Below are 17,637 nucleotides of genomic sequence, written 5' to 3' on the forward strand. Positions count from 1 at the left end.
CCGCCTGTCGGGGCGAAAGCTGGCATAAACAAACCCTGTTTGCACTGGCAAACAGGGTTTGTTTTTTGGGGCACGGGCCGGCTAATCCGGCTGGCGCAGCGGTAGCGTTACGGTAAACATGGCGCCATTGCCCTCGCTGCTTTCCAGCTCGATGGTGCCATGGTGCATCTGCACCAGCTCCTTGACCAGCGCCAGACCAATGCCGCAGCCGGGGATGCCCTGTGCGGTACTGGCGCGGAAAAAGCGCGTAAACAGCCGGCCTTGCTCGCTCTCCGGCACCCCGACCCCCCAATCGCGCACCGAGATTTTTACCGTATCGCCCTCCTGGCGCAGGGTCAGTGCCACGCGCTGCCAGCGCGGCGAGTATTTGATGGCGTTATTGATCAGGTTGGAAAAAATCAGCCGCAGCAGCTCCACATCGCCCTCTACCTGCAGCGCCACCTCGGCCTGGGCGTCCAGCTCGATATGGCAGTCCGGATAAATGGCCTGGTTCAGCTCGACCAGCTCGCTGAGCAGCGGCAGCAGGCGCACCGGCACATGCTCCACACGAATCTGGTCCGACTCCAGCCGGTTGAGTGTCAGCACGCTGTCTGCCAGCGTCACCATATGCGCCACCATATCGCGCACGCGCTGCACCCGCTCGTGCAGCATGTCGCAAGTAAACTGGCCGGGGCTACGCAGGATGCGCTGGGCAATGCCGTCTATCACCGCCAGCGGGGTACGGTACTCGTGCGACACCATGGAAACAAAGCGCCGCTGCATTTCCATCAGCTCGCGCTCGTGCTGCAAGGTAGCTTCCAGCGAACGCTCGCGCTCGCGGATATGCGAGATATTCAGCACGCTCACCAGAATGCTGGGAATGCCGCGGTAGTCCACCAGGCAGCCGGTGAGGCTGGCGTCAAAGCGCTGTTGCTGGCGGTCGCGCAGCACGGTCTGAAAGTCGGACACCATGCCCTGCAGCTGCAGCAGGTCCAGAAAGCGTGCGCGGTCTTCCGGCTTCTCGTACAGGCCCAGCGATACCGGCGACATGCCACCACTGCTGCCCAGCCACATGCCGTACAGCTCGATGGCCAGCCGGTTGGCATAGCGTATGCGCCCGCCTTCCAGCTCGGAAATCACCATGGGTAGCGGCAACGCGTCCAGGATGCTCTGCAGCTCCTCGCTACGCTCGCGCTGCAGCTGCAGCAGCTTTTCGCGGTCGCCCACATCGTGCTGGCTCACCAGCAGCGCCTGGTCGCCGGTGGCCGGGTCGGCTACCTCGACCAGCTGCATCTGGTGGCGGGTGGTGCTGCCGTCGGCCAGGTTCACCTCGACGATACGGCGTACCGAACGGCTTTCCGACACCGCCGTACGCAGCTCGCGCGCGATGGCCGGGCTGTGCAGGTTGGCCGCAAAGGCATCATCTGCCTGCGGCAAATAGGCCTGCGCGGCGGGGTTGCGCAGCAGCACATTGCCGTGCAGGTCGTACAAGGTGACCATTTCGCGCACGTGGCGCAGCATTTCTACCGAGCGCGACACCTGGGTTTCAAAGTTCAGCTCGCTGGCTTCGACACGCATGATGTCCGGCACCGCTACATCCAGCTGTGCACAGTGGCAATGCAGCTGCACCGGGCGGCCCCGCGGGTAGATGGTCCAGGTTTCGCGCACGGTTTCGTGGCGGGCAAACGCAGCCTGGTAGCCCTGCAGGCGCAGACGGCCGCCTTCGCTGCTCATGCTCAGGTCGCGCTGCTGCAGCGCCTCCAGGTCGGGCGCATCCCACAGCTTGAGCGCAGCCAGGTTGGCCCACACAATGGTTTGCTGGCTGAAATGATAGAACCAGATGGCGGTACTGAGCTGGTTCAATGCCGGTAGTGCCGGCAACCAGCCGGGAGGAATGGCATTCATGGCGTCTCCAGCAGGGCAAGAAGTTCTTCTAGTGGCATGGGCCTATAGAAATAATAGCCCTGTGCGTAGCGACAGCCCAAGTGCAACAGGGCTTCGGCCTGTACGGCGGTTTCTACGCCTTCTGCCACCACGGTACAGCCCATGGCGCGGGCCAGGCCGATAAGGCCTTCCACGATCTGGGCGTCGATTTCTTGCCGGGCGATATCGGTCACAAAGCTGCGATCGATCTTGATGACCTCGGCACGCAAGCGCTTGAGATAAGCCAGCGAGGCATAGCCCATGCCGAAGTCGTCTACCGCCAGCTTGGTGCCCATCTCGCGCAGCCGGGCAATGGCCTGCTCTACCTCGGGTGTGAGGTGCGCCATGGAGGTTTCGGTCACTTCGATCTCCAGGTTGGCCGCCAGGCCCTGGGCATCGTCTTTCAGGCAGTCACTCAGGTAGGCTGGCACCCCGGCCCCCAGGCTTTGCCCGGACAAGTTGAACGACAGCACGGTATTGGGCGCACGCTGCACCATCAGCCGTACCGCCTGCAGCATGCGGCTGATCACCCAGCGGTCCAGCTCGGCGGCCAGGCCCATGCGCTCGGCAGCGGGGACAAAAAAACCTGGCGACAGCGCACCAATGGCCGAGCCGGGCCAGCGCAGCAGCGCCTCGGCCCCCACGATGCCACCGCTGGCAATATCCACCCGGGGCTGAAACACCAGCTCCAGCTCGCCATGGCGTATGGCTTCGGCCAGGTTGCGTTCGGCATAGCGGGCGGCTTCCAGCGCGTGGTAGTCGGCATCGCCCAGATAGATAAAGCGCCGCGCGTTACCGGCGCTCATGAAGTTAAGGTGCAGCGCGCATGCCTCTACCAGCGCACTGGCGTCCAGTCGGCGCAGCTCGGGCGATGTCCAGTCCACCTGGATGCGCAGCATGCTGAAGGTGTAATTCACCATTACCCCGCCCACCATGATTTCATGGCGCTGCATACTGGCCGGAATATCGCTGGCCTGGGTGTCGGCGCGCTCGATCAGCGCCCAGCAGCCATCGGCCCAGCCGTACACCTTGCCCGACTCGGCCAGCTGCGACAGCTGGGCATGTACCTGGCTACGCAACAGCTGCTGCTCGTCTGCAGCCAGGCGGATGGACAAACCCAGGAAACTGTCGATCTTGGTCAGAATCACGCTGACCGGCGACACCACGCGCCGGGCGGCTTCCAGTCTTTCCAGCAGCAGCGGGCGGCTCAGGAACTGCCCGCTGGCGTCGGCAAAGGTGTCGGAATGGCGGCGGCGCTTGATGCGCGAGGCCACCGCCGCCAGCAGCAGGTCAAAATCCACCGGTTTGACCAGGTAGTCCACCACCCCCAGCTCGCGCCCGCGTATCTGGTTCTGACGGTCGCCCAGTGCGGTGAGCATGATAAAAGGTACCGGGTCGTTATCGTTCAGGTTCACGGCTTCCAGCAGATCAAAGCCGTTCATGCGCGGCATGGAAATATCGCACACAACCAGGTCGGGGCTGTGCTGGCGCACCATGTCCAGCCCTTCGACACCGTCACGCGCCTGCAGTATCTGGTAGCCGGCAAAGGCCAGCTCCTCACAGATCAGCATGCGGATGGTGTTGTCGTCCTCTACGCACAGTACGGTTCTTTGCTCAGACATGGTCAGTCTCCGTCAGTGGCAGGTAGACGGACACGATCAGCCCTTCACCCTCTGCGGTGTCCAGCTGCAGGCGCCCCCCCATTTCAGCAACAAAGCGTGCCACCATGGTCAGCCCCAGGCCGCTACCGACAGCACGGTCGCTACTGCGGCGGTAGAAAGGCTGTAATAGCAGCGCCAGCTCGTCGGCAGGCAGTGCCGGGCCGCCATCGCTGACTTGCAACCGCCACGCATTGCCTTGCTGGCTGCTGGCGATACGCACATTGCCACCACCATGGTTGGCCGCATTGTGCAGCAGCTCTTGCACCACGGCGCGCAGCAGGGTTTCCCGCACAGCGGGGCTAAGAGGCGCGTCCAGCTGGCGTTGTATGCGCTGGTTGGTCAGGCCATCGGCGATCAGGCTGTCAAGCAACGCAGGCAGGGCTACCGGCACCCGTGGGGTATGACTATCGCTCACCGGCAACAGTGCCAGCAGGCTGCGGTCCAGCATGGCACCCAGGCGCTCGCTGGCCTCGCGGATCAGCCCCAGGCGGGCTTGCAGCGTGTCGGCATCGGTACTGCTGCCACGGCGCTGCAGCGCCTGGGCAACGGAATCGATCTGGGCCAGAGGGGTTCGCACCTCGTGCGACAGCACCTCGATAAAATGCTGCTGTTGCTGGTTGATCTGTTTTTCGGTTGCCAGCGCTTTTTCCGTTTGCTGGCGGGCTTGTTCTTCTACGCTGGCAGCTTGCTCCAGCTGCAGGGCCATCTGGCCGATGTGCTGGCCCAGGGCATCCAGCTCGGCAATCGGCTGCTGGGCAATGGCGGTGTGGTAATGGCCGGCACCGATCTGTTCGACCGCCTGCTGGAAGCTGGCCAGCGGTGCCACCACACGCTGGCTCATCTGTCGTGCACGGCGGGCTAGCAGTACGAAGAATATGGTGTAGAACGCCAGCAGCGCAGCCAGCATGAACCAGCCTACCGTGGTCATGCGCTGGTGCAACCGCTCGGCCTCGGCCAGGATGGCCGGCTCTTCCGCCACCATCAGCAGGGTCCAGTTCGGGCCGGCAACCCGCGACCAGGCCACCACTTCGCGCTGGCCGTGCTGCAAGGGGGCCGTGGCAATGCCCGACGCGCGCTGCTGGATCAAGGCCGCCAGATGTTTGCCTGCCGGGTGCAGGTCGATACGGTATTTCTCGGGCTTGAACACGTTCTGGCGAATGGCCTCGGTATAGCTGTGCTTGCCCAGCTCTTGCAGCCCCCAGTCGTGCTCGCCTTGAGGTGGCAGCGCCAGGATGGTGCCATCACGCCCGATCAGCATCACGTAGGCGCCCCAGGGCAGATCCAGCGCCAGCAGCTCGTCCACCACGGTTTGCAGGGTAATGTCGATGCCCACCACCCCTTCCAGGGTATCGCCCTGCCATACCGGGGCAATGGACGACACCATCCAGCCCTGGCCTGCCGGGTCCAGGTAGGCATCGGTCCATACCGGTTTGCGTGCGGGGTTATGTTTGCCGTCAGCTTCGTAATAAAAGTTGTACGACGGGATATCCATCTTGGCCGGGTACTGGCCTTTCACATCAAAATAGGGATAGATGCGGTTGTAGGAGTCTTTGGTATTCAGGTAGACCTGCGCGATCAAAGGGTTGGCCGCTTTCACGTCTTTCAGGATGGGGTCCAGCTGCACACTGCGGTGGATGGTTTGCTGCTGCTGCGGGCCCAGCGGCACGAGACCACTATAGAAGGCAGCCGCGCCGCCATTGTCACGGGTGGTAATGAGTGCGCCATCAGGCGTGCGCTGGTAGCGCGCCAGCTCGTCGGCACCGGGTGTGTAGGGGGTTTGCAGGGCACGGCCTGTCTGGCTGGCCAACAGCCCGGTGATGCCTGATATGGCATTCAGGCGCTCGGACAGCGCACGCGCCTCGGCCTGGACTTCTCGCGGCATCAAGGCTTTGGACACATCGCCTACCGTGCGGCTGTTATCCTGGTAGATCATCTGGGCACTCACCCAGTAGATCAGCAAGAACCCTAACTCGATGACCAGCAGGGGAATCAGTGCCGTGCGCAGGAAAGACTGCCAAAACCAGCGATCCAGCCTGATTTTCTGGCTCATACCTACCTCATCTTGTGAATTATTGTTTTAAATGAACCAATCAATTTTAAATCAATAATTATTATGCCGCATTTAAGCGGTGGCCACTACCTGCCCCCTGGCCTGTGTACCATTAGCGCAACTCGCCAGCGGCCAAGGCAGCACGCGTTCGTACCAGCAGCTGCCCCGCCGGCACCGCTTCGCCAAAATCCAGCCGCTGCCGTAGCCCGTGTACGCGGTAATCCACCCCATGGCAGTCGGCCCCCAGCACGCTAAGCTGCGGACCGGGTGTGGCCAGCTCTGGCAGCATGGCCGCCTCGGCAGCCAGATCCAGCTGCGGGAGGGCTTGCCAGGCGGCAGCCTGCACCCAGCCCATGTGGCCAAAGCCGCCAATAAAGCGCAGTGCTCGCAACGACAGGCGGTAAAAGCTGAAATCCCCCAGCGCCAGATACTGTTCAAACTCGGGACAGTAGCGCAGCAGCCGGGCCTGCAGGGCGGCGTCTGGCGTTGCTTGCTGCAGCTCGCCCACCAGCGTCATGCGGGCCTGCTGCAGCACATCCTCTGCGGGGGCTTGCAGCAGCAGGCTGACACGGGGGTCGGCCAGCGCGTTGCGGCTATGCTCGGCCAGTGCACTCATCAACAGCCACGGGCTGTGGTCCGGGCCGGGGGCAAACGGCAAAACGGTCACAAAGGGGTAGCCAGGCATGGCCTGCGAGTGGGTGCCCAAGGCGGCGGTGCTGCAGCGGTGCAGCAAGGACAAGGCTTGCAGTACAGGTATGTTCATGATGTTGACACCACAGTGCTGGTAATACAGCTTAGGGTGGCGGGCAACGCAGAGCAATAAATAGTCCATGAGAATAACGCGGTGCATGTCACCTGAAACACCCGCTACACGTAAATTTCAATAAATTTTCCACCCGCCGCACAAAAGCACTTAACGACGCAGGCATAGCACGCTAGAGTCATGAAACCTCGTTTACCAGCCAGCTTGCCCGCCTACCGTGCTCACTCGCCTGCTCCCTCTGCTGTTTTGTGCCCCTGCCTGTGCGGCTACCATCACAGCAGTGACTACCGAGTTCCCCCCGTTCCAGAGTGCCAGCCCGCAGCCGTGGGGCATTGCCCTGGAGACCGCACGCCAGCTGGCCAGGCAGAACGGCGATATCCTGGATATCCGCTTTTTGCCCTGGGCGCGCGCCTACCAGATGGCCGAAACCACGCCGGGCCTGATGATTTTCTGCTTGGCACGCACGCCACAGCGCGAAAAACAATTTGGCTGGATAGGGGAAATTGCCCCCAACGATGTCACCGTCTGGCGCCTGGCCGCACGACGGGAAATCAGCGCCCGCAACCTGGACGAAGCGCGCGTCTGGCAGCTGGGTGCCACCGCTGGCGATGTCAAAATGCAATACCTGCTGCAGCGGGGCTTTGTCGTGGGCCAGAACCTGCAGGAAAGCAGCGACGACCTGAGCAATATCCGCAAGCTGTTTGCCCGCCGTATCGACCTGCTGCCGTTTTCCAACCAGGTGGTGCTGCGCTACCGCAGCGCCCAGGCTGGGCTGGATAGCCGCCAGCTGCAAGCGGCATTTACGCTACCGGGGCTGTCGCAGCCGCTGTATATCGCCTTTAGCCCCGGCACCGCCACCGCCCAGGTAGCGCGCTATCAGGCCAGCTTTCGCCAGCTGCAACAACGCGGCTGGTTAAAGCGGCTGACAGCACGCTACCGCTAGACCACCGCAAGCGAAAACCTGCTTTCCACCACGCCCCGACAAAACGGAAGAATTCTTTCCACCCCCTCGCTGCCCGCGCGGCCAACTACCCGACAAAACCATAAAAATCAGCCACTTGCCCCGCACTGGCATAAACACAAAGCTGGCACGCGCTTTGTATATGTAACGGCCTCTGTAACAGGCCGGAACACACATCATGTCAACGCCGCATATCGTGGTACTGGGGCTGGGCAACCTTCTATGGGCCGATGAAGGCTTTGGCGTCCGCTGCGCCGAAGCGCTGTACGCCCGCTACGACCTGCCCGCCCACGTAGAGGTCATCGACGGCGGCACCCAGGGCCTGCTGCTGCTGCCCTATGTCGAAGCCGCCGACCACCTGCTGATTCTGGACGCCATCGATTTTGGCCTGCCGCCGGGCACCCTGCGCGCCTACCACGACGATGCCGTGCCCGCCTACCTCACCGCCAAGAAAATGAGCCTGCACCAGACCGGGTTTTCCGAAGTGCTGGCCCTGGCCGACCTGAAAAATGCCCTGCCCACCGCCATCACCCTCATCGGGGTACAGCCGGTCGAGCTGGAAGACTACGGCGGCAGCCTGTCGCCCGCCGTACGCGCCCAGCTGCCCGCCGCGCTGGACATGGCCGTGCAAACGTTGGCCGCATGGGGCGTACAAGCCAGCGCCCGCCCGGACGATGGCAGCCGGCTGAACCATGGCAGCCTGGATATCCGCCGCTACGAAGCAGAACGCCCGGCCGCCGACAGCGCCTGCCGTGTGGGCGATGCCCGCGTACTGTTTAGCGAGGAGCCGCGCTGATGTGCATGGGCATCCCGATGCAAGTAGTCAGCCCCGGCTGGTTTAGCGCCCGCTGCCGCGACCGCGATGGCAGCCTGGTCGACATCGACACCCGCTTGCTGGGCGAGGTGGCTGCCGGCCAGTGGCTACTGGTGTTTACCGGCGCCGCGCGCGAGCTACTGGACGACACCCGCGCCGCCGACATCCTGGCGGCCATCACCGCACTGGAAGCCGCACTGGCCGGCAACTACCAGCCAGAACAACACTTTGCCGACCTGCACCACCGCGAGCCGCAGCTGCCGCCACACCTGCAGGCGCTGCTGACCCCCACACCTCCATCAAGCTGACAACGCAAGGCCACCCACCATGCAATCGTACATTCCCACCTTCGACACCGTCGCCAGCCGCCTGACCGCGCTGGGCTACACCGAAACCGACGCCGCCACGCTGGACGCACTGGCCGCCGCCCACCCGCAGCTGGTACTGATGCTGAACGCCGACCCGCACCAGCACCCCGAGGTAGCCGACAACGCCATCATCGTGCCCGAGGTGCTCAAAAGCCTGCCCGGCACCGCCCCGCACATCTGCTGGGCCAACCCGGCTGCCAGCCGCCAGCTTGCCAGCCGCTTTGGCGTACTGAAATACCCGGCCCTGGTCTTCCTGCGTGATGGCGGCTACACCGGCGTGATTGTCGGGCTGATGGACTGGCCAGACGTGGTACACCGCTTTGCCGAGCTGCTGGCCGCGCCGGTACGCCGCCCGCCGTCAATCGGCATTCCTGTCACCAGCCACACCAGCGGAGCCTGCCAATGAGCGCCTTTACCCTGCCCAAGGCCTTTCCCATTCCGGTCGTCGGCATCGGCCCCGGCTCGCAGCCGGTTGACCCGGACCTGAACTACATGCCGCTGCCGCGTGAGCTGGATGGCTTCGACATGCCCTTCCTGCCCACCGCCGAAGAAACCGCCCACCTGGAAGATGCCAAGGCGCTGGTAGCCGAGCTGATCCAGCGCATGCACGCCTGGGATGGCCACAGCGAGCCCAGCCCCTCGCTGCTGCTGAACGGTTTGGGCCGCGACGAGCGCACACTGATCAGCCAGCTGCTGGGCGAAGGCGAAGTCAGCGCCCGCGTGCGCTGCACCAACGGCCACGAGCTGCTGATACAGGAGTCGGTCTTTGCCGGCGTGTGGCGCGTGCTGGAGCTGGACGCGGGCGGCCAACCCCTGGCTGACCGCATCGAAGCCTGCGCCATCCCCGCCGCCGTGTGGCAAGAGGCACGCGCCTTTGGCAGCCGTGAGTTCACCCCCTTCGACCCGGCAGGCGTGGCGCTGATGAACGCCCCCGCCGTGCTGGCCGAAATTGCCGAGCGCGTGGCCGCCTATCAGGACGGCGACGAAGACCACGTGATCAACTTCAGCCTGCTGCCGATGACCCCCGAGGACATGGCTTATATCGATGCCAACCTGGGCGGCGGCAACAGCGGCGTGTTCTCGCGCGGCTACGGCAAATGCCGCGTGATGGCTACCCGCCTGCAAAACGTGTGGCGGGTACAGTACTTCAACGGCATGAACGCCATTTTGCTGGACACGCTGGAAATCACCCGCATGCCAGAAGTCGCCCTGGCCGCCGCCGACGACATCGCCGATGCCATCGAGCGCCTGCAAGAGGCACTGGACTGGCTCAGCCTGGAGCAGCCCGCATGAACACCTTTGAAGGCAGCTTTCTGGGCCACGAAGACCGCCTGGCCGACGACGCACGGCTGGAATGCAAGATCTGCTGGTGGGTGTACGACCCGGCCGAGGGCGACGCCGTATGGCAGATCGCGCCGGGCACCCCGTTTAGCGCACTGCCCGAACACTGGCGCTGCCCGGTGTGCGACGGCGCGCACAGCCAGTTCATGGTGCTGCCATGAACGCCCCGGCAGTGCGGCAAGGTTGGCCGCACGACCCCAGCTTCGAGCTGGAGGCGGTGTATGGCCTGATCCACGCCACGCGCATGCAGGGCATTCCCATCCTGAACCCGGCCATCCGCGTGCAGGCCGTGGGGTTTCGCCCGTATCAGGGCTGGTGGGTCGGCACCCTTGTTACCCCGTGGTTCATCAACCTGATGATCCTGCCCGGCGACGCCCCGCTGCCTGCCAGCCAGCCCGGGGAAGAAGTGCTGGTGGTGCTGCCGGAAGGTGCCATGCCGTTTATCCCCGGCCATGAAGCCGCCATCGGCCCGTACCTGATGTGCTCGCTGTTTTCACCGCTGCCGCAGTTTGCCGACCACGACAGCGCGCGCGACACCGCGCAAGAAGTACTACGCCTGCTGTTCGAAGTCCCACCGCCGCCCGCCGCGCCGCCGGGGCCGGACCTGAGCCGGCGCCGCCTCTTCGGGCTGGGCGCATGAGCCGCGACAGCATCACGCTGCAGCGCCAGCATGGCCAGGTACAGCTGCATTGGCCCAGGTTGGCCGCAGAGCAGCTGTTCATCGGCCGCAGCGCCGACGACGCCTGCGCGCTGGCCGGCCGCCTGTTTGCCCTGTGTAGCCACGCACAAAGCCTGGCGGCATGCCTGGCGCTCGCCTGCGCCAGCGGGCAGGCCGCCGCCGCAGACAGCAGCGCGCTGGACAGCGTGCGCCAGGAAGCCATCCGCGAAACGCTGCGCCGCTGGCTGCTGGACTGGAGCCCTGCCTGCGGCCAGGCCCCGGACCCGCGCTGCCTCACCGCACTGGGCCAGGCCCGCACGCTGGCCGACTGCGCCGTGCTGGCCGAGCACAGCGTATTTGGCACCCGCACCCGCGCCTGGCGGCAATACGGCCTGTCCGGCTGGCAACAGTGGGCCGCCAGCGGCCACAGCCCGGCCGCCCGCGCCCTGCAGGTCTTGCTGCAACAGCCTGCCGAACCCGCACCCGCGCTACTGGTGCTACCCGACAGCCAGCAGCTGGCGGCGGCACCGCACTGGCTGGCGGGTGCCCACCCCGCTTGGCACGGCCAGGCGGTAGAAACCGGCGCGCTGGCGCGCTACCACCACGTGCTGCAACCGTGGCTGCACGCCGGCCACCTTAGCGCGGCGCGCCTGCTGGCGCGGCTCTTGGCCTTGGCCGACGCCCTGCTGGGGGTGCCACCGCACGCCTGCGCCAGCCCGCTGGCCGGCAGTGGCCTGGCGCGGGTAGATACTGCACGCGGCCCGCTGCTGCACCTGGCCACGCTGGGCGGCGATGGCCGCATCAGCCATTACCGCGTACTGCCGCCTACGCTATGGCACACCCATCCCGCCGGCTGCATGGTGCAAGCCGCGGCCAACGGTGACAGCACACAGATTACCCGCCGGCTCTTGCTCATTGACCCCTGTGTCAGCTTTACACTAGCGGGCTTCGATAATAAGGAACACGCTCATGCATGAAATGTCGCTGGCCGAAGGCATCGTGCAGCTGCTGGAAGAACACGCGCAGGCGCAGCAGTTCAGCCGCGTCAAACAGATCTGGCTACAAGTTGGCGAGCTGGCCGGCGTGGAGCCCGAAGCGCTCACCTTCTGCCTGGAGGTGGTACTACGCGGCAGCCTGGCCGACGGTGCCCGGGTACACCTGCTGCGCGAGCCCGGCCGTGGCTGGTGCCTGGCCTGCAGCCAGGAGGTGGCCATCCACGCACGCTTTGACGCCTGCCCCTGCTGCGGCCGCCACCAGGTACAAGTCACCGGCGGCGAAGAACTGCGCGTGGCGGAGCTGGAGGTGGAATAAGCCCTGCCAGCACCGTTAGCGCCTGCATAAAAAAGCACAACACCGAACAGAACAAGAAAGGACCCCACCCATGTGTACCGTTTGTGGCTGCGCCGAAGGCAATGTCAGCATCGAAGGCCAGAAACCGGCCGTGAAATACCCGTACCGCCCGCGCCGCGCCGGCGGCCACGCGCCTGGCCATCACCACCATCATGACCACGATCACCCGCACCATCATGATCACGGCCACGCGCACGCCCAGCCCGAAGCAGCCGACAGCGCACCGGTGCAGCTGGCCGATGGCAGCCTCCACTACGGCCAGGGCCCGGCACACGCCCACGCGCCGGGGCTGAGCCAGGCGCGCATGGTGAAGATCGAGCAGGACATTCTGGGCAAGAATAATCAGTACGCCACGGTAAACCGCCGCCGCCTGGCCGAGCGCGGCATTTTTGCGCTGAATCTGGTATCCAGCCCCGGCTCCGGCAAAACCACGCTGCTGACCGAAACCGTACACAGGTTGGCCGCCTCCACCCCGCTGGCGGTGATCGAGGGCGACCAGCAAACCGCGCACGACGCCGAGCGCATCCGCGCCGCCGGTGCGCCGGCCATCCAGATCAACACCGGCAAGGGCTGCCACCTGGACGCCCACATGGTAGGCCAGGCGCTGGACGCGCTGGCGCTGCAGGACGACAGCCTGCTGCTGATCGAAAACGTGGGCAACCTGGTGTGCCCGGCGGCGTTCGACCTGGGCGAAGCGCACAAGGTGGCTATCCTGTCCGTCACCGAAGGCGAGGACAAACCGCTGAAGTACCCAGACATGTTTGCCGCCGCCAGCCTGATGGTGCTCACCAAAACCGACCTGCTGCCGCACCTGGACTTCAATGTGGACGCTTGCATCGCCTACGCCCGCCGCGTGAACCCCGCCATCGAGGTGCTGCAGCTCAGCGCCCGCAGCGGCGAAGGCATGGACGCCTGGCTGCAGTGGCTGGCCTACGGCCTGATCGAAGCGCGCGCCCAGCGTGCCGAACGCCAAACCCAGCTGGACCAGCTGGCTGCGCTGAAAGCCCAGGTCGCCGCGCTGGAAGCACAGCTGGCGCAGGGCTAAGGCATGACGCTGCAACGCCGTTGCCTTACCGCCCGTGGCCGCGTGCAGGGTGTGGGGTTTCGCCCGCACGTATGGCGCGTGGCCAGCGCGCTGGGCCTGGCCGGCCACGTGGCCAACCACGCAAGCGGGGTGGTGATCGAGGTGGAAGGCCCGCCGGCGCAGCTGGACGCCTTTGCCGTGCAGCTGCTGGCCAGCCTGCCACCGCAAGCGCAGGTGGATAGCCTCACCAGCCACGCGCTGCCGCCGCAGGGCGGGCAGGATTTCGTCATCGCCGCCAGTGAAGGCAGCGCGGCGCAGGTACGGCTACCGGCCGACAGCGCACCGTGCGCCGCCTGCCTGGCCGAGCTGTGCCAGCCCGGCGGCCGCCACTGGCGCCACGCTTTCATCAACTGCACCCAGTGCGGGCCACGCTACAGCGTGACCCACGCCCTGCCCTATGACCGCAGCGCCACCACGCTGGCCGGCTTTGCGCTGTGCGCGGCCTGCCATGCCGACTACCACCACCCCGCCAGCCGCCGCTTTCACGCCGAACCGACCTGCTGCCCGGCCTGCGGCCCGCAGCTACAGTACCTGGGCGCGGAGGGCGCACCGCAAGCCGGCGACCCGTTGGCACTGGCGCTGGCCACGCTGCAGGGTGGCGGCATTGTGGCCATAAAAAGCAGCGGCGGCTTTCATCTGGCCTGTGACGCGCGCAACGCCGGTGCCATCGACCGTCTGCGCCAGCGCAAGCACCGCCCGGCCAAGCCCTTGGCGCTGATGGCGGCCAACCTGGCCAGCCTGCACGGCGTGGTACAGCTGGATGCCACCGCCGCCACGCTGCTGGCCAGCCCGGCGCGGCCCATCGTGCTGCTACCACGCGGCGAGCTGGCGCTGCCGCACGCACTGGCGCCGGGCCTGGCCGAGCTGGGCGTGCTGCTGCCGCCCACGCCGCTGCACCTGCTACTGTGGCACGAAGCCGCCGGCCGCCCCGCGGGTACCGGCTGGCTGGATCACGCCCAGCCCATGCTGCTGGTGATGACCAGCGGTAATGCCAGCGGCGCGCCGGTGGCCATCGATAACGAGGACGCCCTCACCGCGCTGGCCGGTATCGCCGACGGCTTTTTGCTGCACGACCGCGGCATCCACGCCCGCAGCGACGACAGCGTGCTGCGTGTCGACGCACTGGGCACGGCCACGCTGCGCCGCAGCCGTGGCTATGTGCCAGACGTGCTGCCGCTGGCGGCCGATGGCGCTACCGTGCTGGCCACCGGCAGCTACCTGAAAAACGCCCCGGCACTGCTGTACGGCAACGCGGCGCTGCCTGGCGCCCACGTGGGCGACCTAGCGCACCCGGCCGCCTGCGTGGCGCTGGAGCACGCCATCGCCGCGCTACAGCTGCATAGTGGCCACGCGCCGCAGGCCATCGCCTGCGATAACGGCGAGCACTTTGCCAGCCAGCTGGCGGCACAGCTGGCCGCTGCGGCCAACGTACCGCTGCTGCGCGTGGGCCACCACCACGCCCATATTGGCGCCGTGTGCGCCGAACACCTGCTGCACGGCCCGGTGCTGGGCCTGGCGCTGGACGGCCACGGCGTGGGCGATGACGGTGGTGCCTGGGGCGGCGAGCTGCTGCTGGTAAACGGCGCGCACAGCCAGCGCATCGGCCACCTGGCGCCGTTGGCGCTGCCCGGTGGCGATGCCGCCGCGCGCCAACCGTGGCGCGTGGCCGCCGCCTGGCTGCTGCAACACGGCCATGCCAACGAGGCAGAGCGGCGCTTTGGCCACCAGCCGGCCTGGCCGCTACTGGGCCAGCAGCTGGCACGCGGCATCAACACCCCGTACAGCAGCAGCATGGGGCGCTATTTCGACCTGGTAGCGGCGCTGGCCGGCGTGTGCCTGCAGCAAGGCTACGAAGGCGAAGCACCGCAACGGCTGCAGGCACTGGCCCGCCCCGCCGCGCCACTGGCGGGCGGCTGGCACATCGATGCGGCCAACGTTTTGCAGTTAACACCGCTACTACAGCAACTGCTGACCCAGCCCGACGCCGCTGCTATCGCCAGCCTGTGGCACGCCACGCTGGCCGCCGCACTGGCCAGCTGGGTGCTGGCGGCGGCACAACACCACACCGTTCGCACGGTGGCACTGGGCGGCGGCTGCTTTGCCAACCGCACGCTGCTGGCCGCCCTGCTACCCCCATTACAACAGGCCGGTCTGGCCGTCTACCACCCGCAGGCCTTACCGGCCGGCGACGGGGGGCTGGCCGTGGGCCAGGCCTGGGTAGCACGGCAGATGCTGGCCAACAAGGAGACTGACCCATGTGCCTGGCCATGCCGGTGAAAGTGACAGAGCTACTGGCGGGCGACAACGCCCGCGTCGAGGTAGACGGCGTGATGCGCGACGTATCCATCGCCCTGGTGCCGGGCGTGCAGCCCGGCGATTACGTGATCCTGCACGTGGGTTACGCCATTGGCCGGCTGGACGCCGCCGAGGCCGAAAAAACCCTGGCGCTGATGCACGAGCTGGCCGCGCTGCCACAGGGGGAACAGCCATGAAATACGTAGACGAATTCCGCCGTGGCGACGTGGCCCGCGGCCTGGCCGCGCGCATAGCCGAGGCGGTACAGCCCGGCCGTAGCTACCGGCTGATGGAATTTTGCGGCGGCCACACCCACGCCATCGCCCGCTACGGGCTGACCGGCCTGCTGCCGGCGGCGGTGCAGCTGATCCACGGCCCCGGCTGCCCGGTGTGCGTGCTGCCGATCGGCCGTATCGATTCCGCTATCGAGCTGGCGCTGCAGCATGGCGCCATCGTCTGTACCTACGGCGACTGCCTGCGCGTACCGGCCAGCAACAAGTTGAGCCTGTACAAGGCGCGGGCGCTGGGCGGCGACGTGCGCATGGTGTACTCCACCGCCGACGCGCTGCAGATCGCGCGCGACAACCCGGCGCGCCAGGTGGTGTTCTTTGCCATCGGCTTTGAAACCACCACCCCGCCCACCGCACTGGCGCTGAAGACGGCCCGTGCCGAAGGGCTGGCCAACTTCACCGTGTTCTGCAACCACGTGCTGACCCCTCCTGCCATGCAGCACCTGCTGGCTGCCGGCGACGCGGTGCAGCTGGACGGCTTCATCGGCCCCTCGCACGTCAGCACCGTGATCGGCAGCGCGCCGTACCAGGCGGTGGCCGACGCCTACGCCAAGCCGGTGGTGATTGCCGGCTTCGAGCCGCTGGACGTACTGCAATCGGTGCTGATGCTGGTGGAGCGCATCAACGGTGGCGAGGCCGGTGTGGCCACGCAGTTCACCCGCGCCGTTACCACCGACGGCAACGCCACCGCGCGCGCCGTGGTGGCCGAGACCCTGGTGCTGCGGCCAACGTTTGAATGGCGCGGCCTGGGCCAGGTGCCGCAGTCGGCGCTGGCCATCCACCCCGACTACGCCGACTTCGACGCCGAGCTGCGCTTTGCCCTGCCCTACCGCCACGTGCCGGACCACCGCGCCTGCGAATGCGCCGCCATCCTGCGCGGGCAAAAACAGCCGCAAGACTGCAAGGTGTTCGGCATTGTCTGTACCCCCGACAACCCGCTGGGCTCCTGCATGGTGTCCAGCGAAGGCGCCTGCGCCGCCCACTACCACTACGGCCGCTTTGTCACGCAGCAGGAGCAACCGGCATGAGCCACACCACCCGCAAGCTGGACTTTACCCACGGCCGCATCGACATGACCCACGGCAGCGGCGGCCGCGCCATGGCGCAGCTGGTGGACGAGCTGTTCGCCCCGGCTTTTCGCAACGACTACCTGGCGCAGGGCAATGACCAGGCCATCCTGCCGCCCCCCGGCGGCCGCCTGGCCATCGCCACCGACAGCCACGTGATCTCGCCGCTGTTCTTCCCCGGCGGCGACATCGGCAGCCTGGCGGTACACGGCACGGTGAATGACCTGGCCATGGGCGGCGCCACGCCGCTGTACCTGAGCGCCGGCTTCATCCTGGAAGAAGGCCTGCCACTGGCCGACCTGCAGCGCATCGTGCACAGCATGGCCGCCGCCGCGCGCGACGCCGGCGTGCGCATTGTGACCGGTGACACCAAGGTGGTGGAACGCGGCCACGGCGACGGCGTGTACATCAACACCACCGGTATCGGCGTGGTGGCCGACGGCGTACAGCTGTGCGGCAGCCAGGCCAAGCCGGGCGATGCGATTCTGGTATCCGGCAGCCTGGGCGAGCACGGCATGGCGGTGATGAGCCAGCGCGAAAACCTGGGCTTTGCCAGCCCCATCGTGTCCGACAGCACCGCGCTACACACGCTGGCGGCGGCGCTGATGGCGGCCAGCCCCGGCCTGCGCCTGATGCGCGACCCCACCCGTGGCGGCCTGGCCACCACGCTGAACGAAATCGCCCGCCAGTCCGGCGTGGGCATGCAGCTGCAGGAAGACGCCATTCCGCTGCAGCCGGCGGTGCGCGCCGCCTGCGAGTTCCTGGGCCTGGACCCGCTGTACGTGGCCAACGAAGGCAAGCTGGTAGCGATCTGCCCGGCCGCCGAAGCCGACGCCGCGCTGGCCGCGCTGCGCGCCCACCCGCTGGGCCGCCATGCGGCCAACATTGGCCAGGTAGTGGCCGATACGCACCACTTTGTGCGGGTACGCACGCCGTTTGGCGGCGAGCGCCTGCTGGACTGGCTGGCCGGCGAGATGCTGCCGCGCATTTGCTAATGCCCCGCTACAATACGCCCATGCTACAGAAAGACACG

Annotated in this window: 18 protein-coding genes; 14 read left to right on the top strand and 4 right to left on the bottom strand. The window is 66.4% G+C overall.

Annotation, left to right across the window (positions count from 1 at the left end):
- Positions 1-81: 81 nt before the first annotated feature.
- From ACZ9XP_RS00895 to ACZ9XP_RS00910, 4 genes are all read right to left on the bottom strand, one after another.
- Positions 82-1,884 (bottom strand): sensor histidine kinase, encoded by a 1,803-nt coding sequence (locus ACZ9XP_RS00895; RefSeq protein ID WP_465187862.1) that lies wholly within the window; start codon positions 1,882-1,884, stop codon positions 82-84.
- Positions 1,881-3,524, bottom strand: coding sequence for an EAL domain-containing response regulator (locus ACZ9XP_RS00900; protein WP_465187863.1), 1,644 nt, complete (start codon positions 3,522-3,524; stop codon positions 1,881-1,883). Before ACZ9XP_RS00900 ends, ACZ9XP_RS00895 begins: the two co-directional genes overlap by 4 nt.
- Positions 3,517-5,613 (bottom strand): ATP-binding protein, encoded by a 2,097-nt coding sequence (locus ACZ9XP_RS00905; protein ID WP_465187864.1) that lies wholly within the window; start codon positions 5,611-5,613, stop codon positions 3,517-3,519. The genes ACZ9XP_RS00900 and ACZ9XP_RS00905 overlap by 8 nt, the downstream gene beginning before the upstream one ends.
- Before the next feature lie 112 nt (positions 5,614-5,725).
- Positions 5,726-6,376, bottom strand: coding sequence for a pyridoxamine 5'-phosphate oxidase family protein (locus tag ACZ9XP_RS00910; RefSeq protein WP_170253573.1), 651 nt, complete (start codon positions 6,374-6,376; stop codon positions 5,726-5,728).
- Positions 6,377-6,656: 280 nt separating this feature from the next.
- Here ACZ9XP_RS00910 and ACZ9XP_RS00915 point away from each other — a divergent pair, with 280 nt between their 5' ends.
- The 14 genes from ACZ9XP_RS00915 to hypE all read left to right on the top strand — a co-directional run bounded on the left by ACZ9XP_RS00915 (position 6,657) and on the right by hypE (position 17,599).
- Positions 6,657-7,319: a type 2 periplasmic-binding domain-containing protein gene (locus ACZ9XP_RS00915; RefSeq protein WP_170253575.1), complete on the top strand. Its 663-nt coding sequence runs from the start codon at positions 6,657-6,659 to the stop codon at positions 7,317-7,319.
- Between the two features lie 196 nt (positions 7,320-7,515).
- Positions 7,516-8,133, top strand: a complete 618-nt coding sequence (hybD, locus tag ACZ9XP_RS00920) for a HyaD/HybD family hydrogenase maturation endopeptidase (protein WP_147683716.1) — start codon at positions 7,516-7,518, stop codon at positions 8,131-8,133.
- A complete protein-coding gene (locus ACZ9XP_RS00925; RefSeq protein WP_147683718.1) occupies positions 8,133-8,459 on the top strand; it encodes a HypC/HybG/HupF family hydrogenase formation chaperone in 327 nt (108 codons plus the stop codon). The genes hybD and ACZ9XP_RS00925 overlap by 1 nt, the downstream gene beginning before the upstream one ends.
- A gap of 19 nt (positions 8,460-8,478) precedes the next feature.
- Positions 8,479-8,925 (top strand): thioredoxin domain-containing protein, encoded by a 447-nt coding sequence (locus tag ACZ9XP_RS00930; protein WP_147683720.1) that lies wholly within the window; start codon positions 8,479-8,481, stop codon positions 8,923-8,925.
- Positions 8,922-9,812 (top strand): hydrogenase expression/formation protein, encoded by an 891-nt coding sequence (locus ACZ9XP_RS00935; RefSeq protein WP_147683722.1) that lies wholly within the window; start codon positions 8,922-8,924, stop codon positions 9,810-9,812. The genes ACZ9XP_RS00930 and ACZ9XP_RS00935 overlap by 4 nt, the downstream gene beginning before the upstream one ends.
- Positions 9,809-10,021: a rubredoxin gene (locus tag ACZ9XP_RS00940; RefSeq protein WP_147683724.1), complete on the top strand. Its 213-nt coding sequence runs from the start codon at positions 9,809-9,811 to the stop codon at positions 10,019-10,021. Before ACZ9XP_RS00935 ends, ACZ9XP_RS00940 begins: the two co-directional genes overlap by 4 nt.
- The gene (hybE, locus tag ACZ9XP_RS00945) at positions 10,018-10,500 is read left to right on the top strand and encodes a [NiFe]-hydrogenase assembly chaperone HybE (RefSeq protein WP_147683726.1); all 483 of its coding nucleotides are present in this window, start codon (positions 10,018-10,020) and stop codon (positions 10,498-10,500) included. The genes ACZ9XP_RS00940 and hybE overlap by 4 nt, the downstream gene beginning before the upstream one ends.
- On the top strand, positions 10,497-11,495 hold the full coding sequence (locus tag ACZ9XP_RS00950) for a hypothetical protein (RefSeq protein ID WP_147683728.1): 999 nt from the start codon (positions 10,497-10,499) through the stop codon (positions 11,493-11,495). Before hybE ends, ACZ9XP_RS00950 begins: the two co-directional genes overlap by 4 nt.
- A complete protein-coding gene (gene hypA / locus ACZ9XP_RS00955; protein WP_206211189.1) occupies positions 11,488-11,829 on the top strand; it encodes a hydrogenase maturation nickel metallochaperone HypA in 342 nt (113 codons plus the stop codon). Before ACZ9XP_RS00950 ends, hypA begins: the two co-directional genes overlap by 8 nt.
- 70 nt (positions 11,830-11,899) lie before the next feature.
- The gene (gene hypB, locus ACZ9XP_RS00960) at positions 11,900-12,913 is read left to right on the top strand and encodes a hydrogenase nickel incorporation protein HypB (RefSeq protein WP_147683730.1); all 1,014 of its coding nucleotides are present in this window, start codon (positions 11,900-11,902) and stop codon (positions 12,911-12,913) included.
- Between the two features lie 3 nt (positions 12,914-12,916).
- Complete coding sequence (gene hypF, locus ACZ9XP_RS00965) at positions 12,917-15,229, top strand: carbamoyltransferase HypF (RefSeq protein WP_147683732.1); 2,313 nt, start codon at positions 12,917-12,919, stop codon at positions 15,227-15,229.
- The gene (locus ACZ9XP_RS00970) at positions 15,208-15,444 is read left to right on the top strand and encodes a HypC/HybG/HupF family hydrogenase formation chaperone (RefSeq protein ID WP_147683734.1); all 237 of its coding nucleotides are present in this window, start codon (positions 15,208-15,210) and stop codon (positions 15,442-15,444) included. The genes hypF and ACZ9XP_RS00970 overlap by 22 nt, the downstream gene beginning before the upstream one ends.
- The gene (gene hypD, locus ACZ9XP_RS00975) at positions 15,441-16,565 is read left to right on the top strand and encodes a hydrogenase formation protein HypD (RefSeq protein WP_465187865.1); all 1,125 of its coding nucleotides are present in this window, start codon (positions 15,441-15,443) and stop codon (positions 16,563-16,565) included. Before ACZ9XP_RS00970 ends, hypD begins: the two co-directional genes overlap by 4 nt.
- Complete coding sequence (gene hypE / locus ACZ9XP_RS00980; RefSeq protein ID WP_465187866.1) at positions 16,562-17,599, top strand: hydrogenase expression/formation protein HypE; 1,038 nt, start codon at positions 16,562-16,564, stop codon at positions 17,597-17,599. The genes hypD and hypE overlap by 4 nt, the downstream gene beginning before the upstream one ends.
- Positions 17,600-17,637 lie beyond the last annotated feature (38 nt).

The organism is Vogesella perlucida (assembly GCF_979366545.1).

Bases quoted from the DNA above. Each gene is read 5' to 3' on its own strand.
- hypF (WP_147683732.1), top strand. From the start codon at position 12,917: ATGACGCTGCAACGCCGTTGCCTTACCGCCCGTGGCCGCGTGCAGGGT.
- ACZ9XP_RS00925 (WP_147683718.1), top strand. From the start codon at position 8,133: ATGTGCATGGGCATCCCGATGCAAGTAGTCAGCCCCGGCTGGTTTAGC.
- ACZ9XP_RS00900 (WP_465187863.1), bottom strand. From the start codon at position 3,524: ATGTCTGAGCAAAGAACCGTACTGTGCGTAGAGGACGACAACACCATC.
- hypA (WP_206211189.1), top strand. From the start codon at position 11,488: ATGCATGAAATGTCGCTGGCCGAAGGCATCGTGCAGCTGCTGGAAGAA.
- ACZ9XP_RS00905 (WP_465187864.1), bottom strand. From the start codon at position 5,613: ATGAGCCAGAAAATCAGGCTGGATCGCTGGTTTTGGCAGTCTTTCCTG.
- hybE (WP_147683726.1), top strand. From the start codon at position 10,018: ATGAACGCCCCGGCAGTGCGGCAAGGTTGGCCGCACGACCCCAGCTTC.
- ACZ9XP_RS00970 (WP_147683734.1), top strand. From the start codon at position 15,208: ATGTGCCTGGCCATGCCGGTGAAAGTGACAGAGCTACTGGCGGGCGAC.
- ACZ9XP_RS00950 (WP_147683728.1), top strand. From the start codon at position 10,497: ATGAGCCGCGACAGCATCACGCTGCAGCGCCAGCATGGCCAGGTACAG.
- ACZ9XP_RS00910 (WP_170253573.1), bottom strand. From the start codon at position 6,376: ATGAACATACCTGTACTGCAAGCCTTGTCCTTGCTGCACCGCTGCAGC.
- ACZ9XP_RS00930 (WP_147683720.1), top strand. From the start codon at position 8,479: ATGCAATCGTACATTCCCACCTTCGACACCGTCGCCAGCCGCCTGACC.
- hypE (WP_465187866.1), top strand. From the start codon at position 16,562: ATGAGCCACACCACCCGCAAGCTGGACTTTACCCACGGCCGCATCGAC.
- ACZ9XP_RS00895 (WP_465187862.1), bottom strand. From the start codon at position 1,884: ATGAATGCCATTCCTCCCGGCTGGTTGCCGGCACTACCGGCATTGAAC.
- ACZ9XP_RS00935 (WP_147683722.1), top strand. From the start codon at position 8,922: ATGAGCGCCTTTACCCTGCCCAAGGCCTTTCCCATTCCGGTCGTCGGC.
- hybD (WP_147683716.1), top strand. From the start codon at position 7,516: ATGTCAACGCCGCATATCGTGGTACTGGGGCTGGGCAACCTTCTATGG.
- ACZ9XP_RS00940 (WP_147683724.1), top strand. From the start codon at position 9,809: ATGAACACCTTTGAAGGCAGCTTTCTGGGCCACGAAGACCGCCTGGCC.
- hypB (WP_147683730.1), top strand. From the start codon at position 11,900: ATGTGTACCGTTTGTGGCTGCGCCGAAGGCAATGTCAGCATCGAAGGC.
- hypD (WP_465187865.1), top strand. From the start codon at position 15,441: ATGAAATACGTAGACGAATTCCGCCGTGGCGACGTGGCCCGCGGCCTG.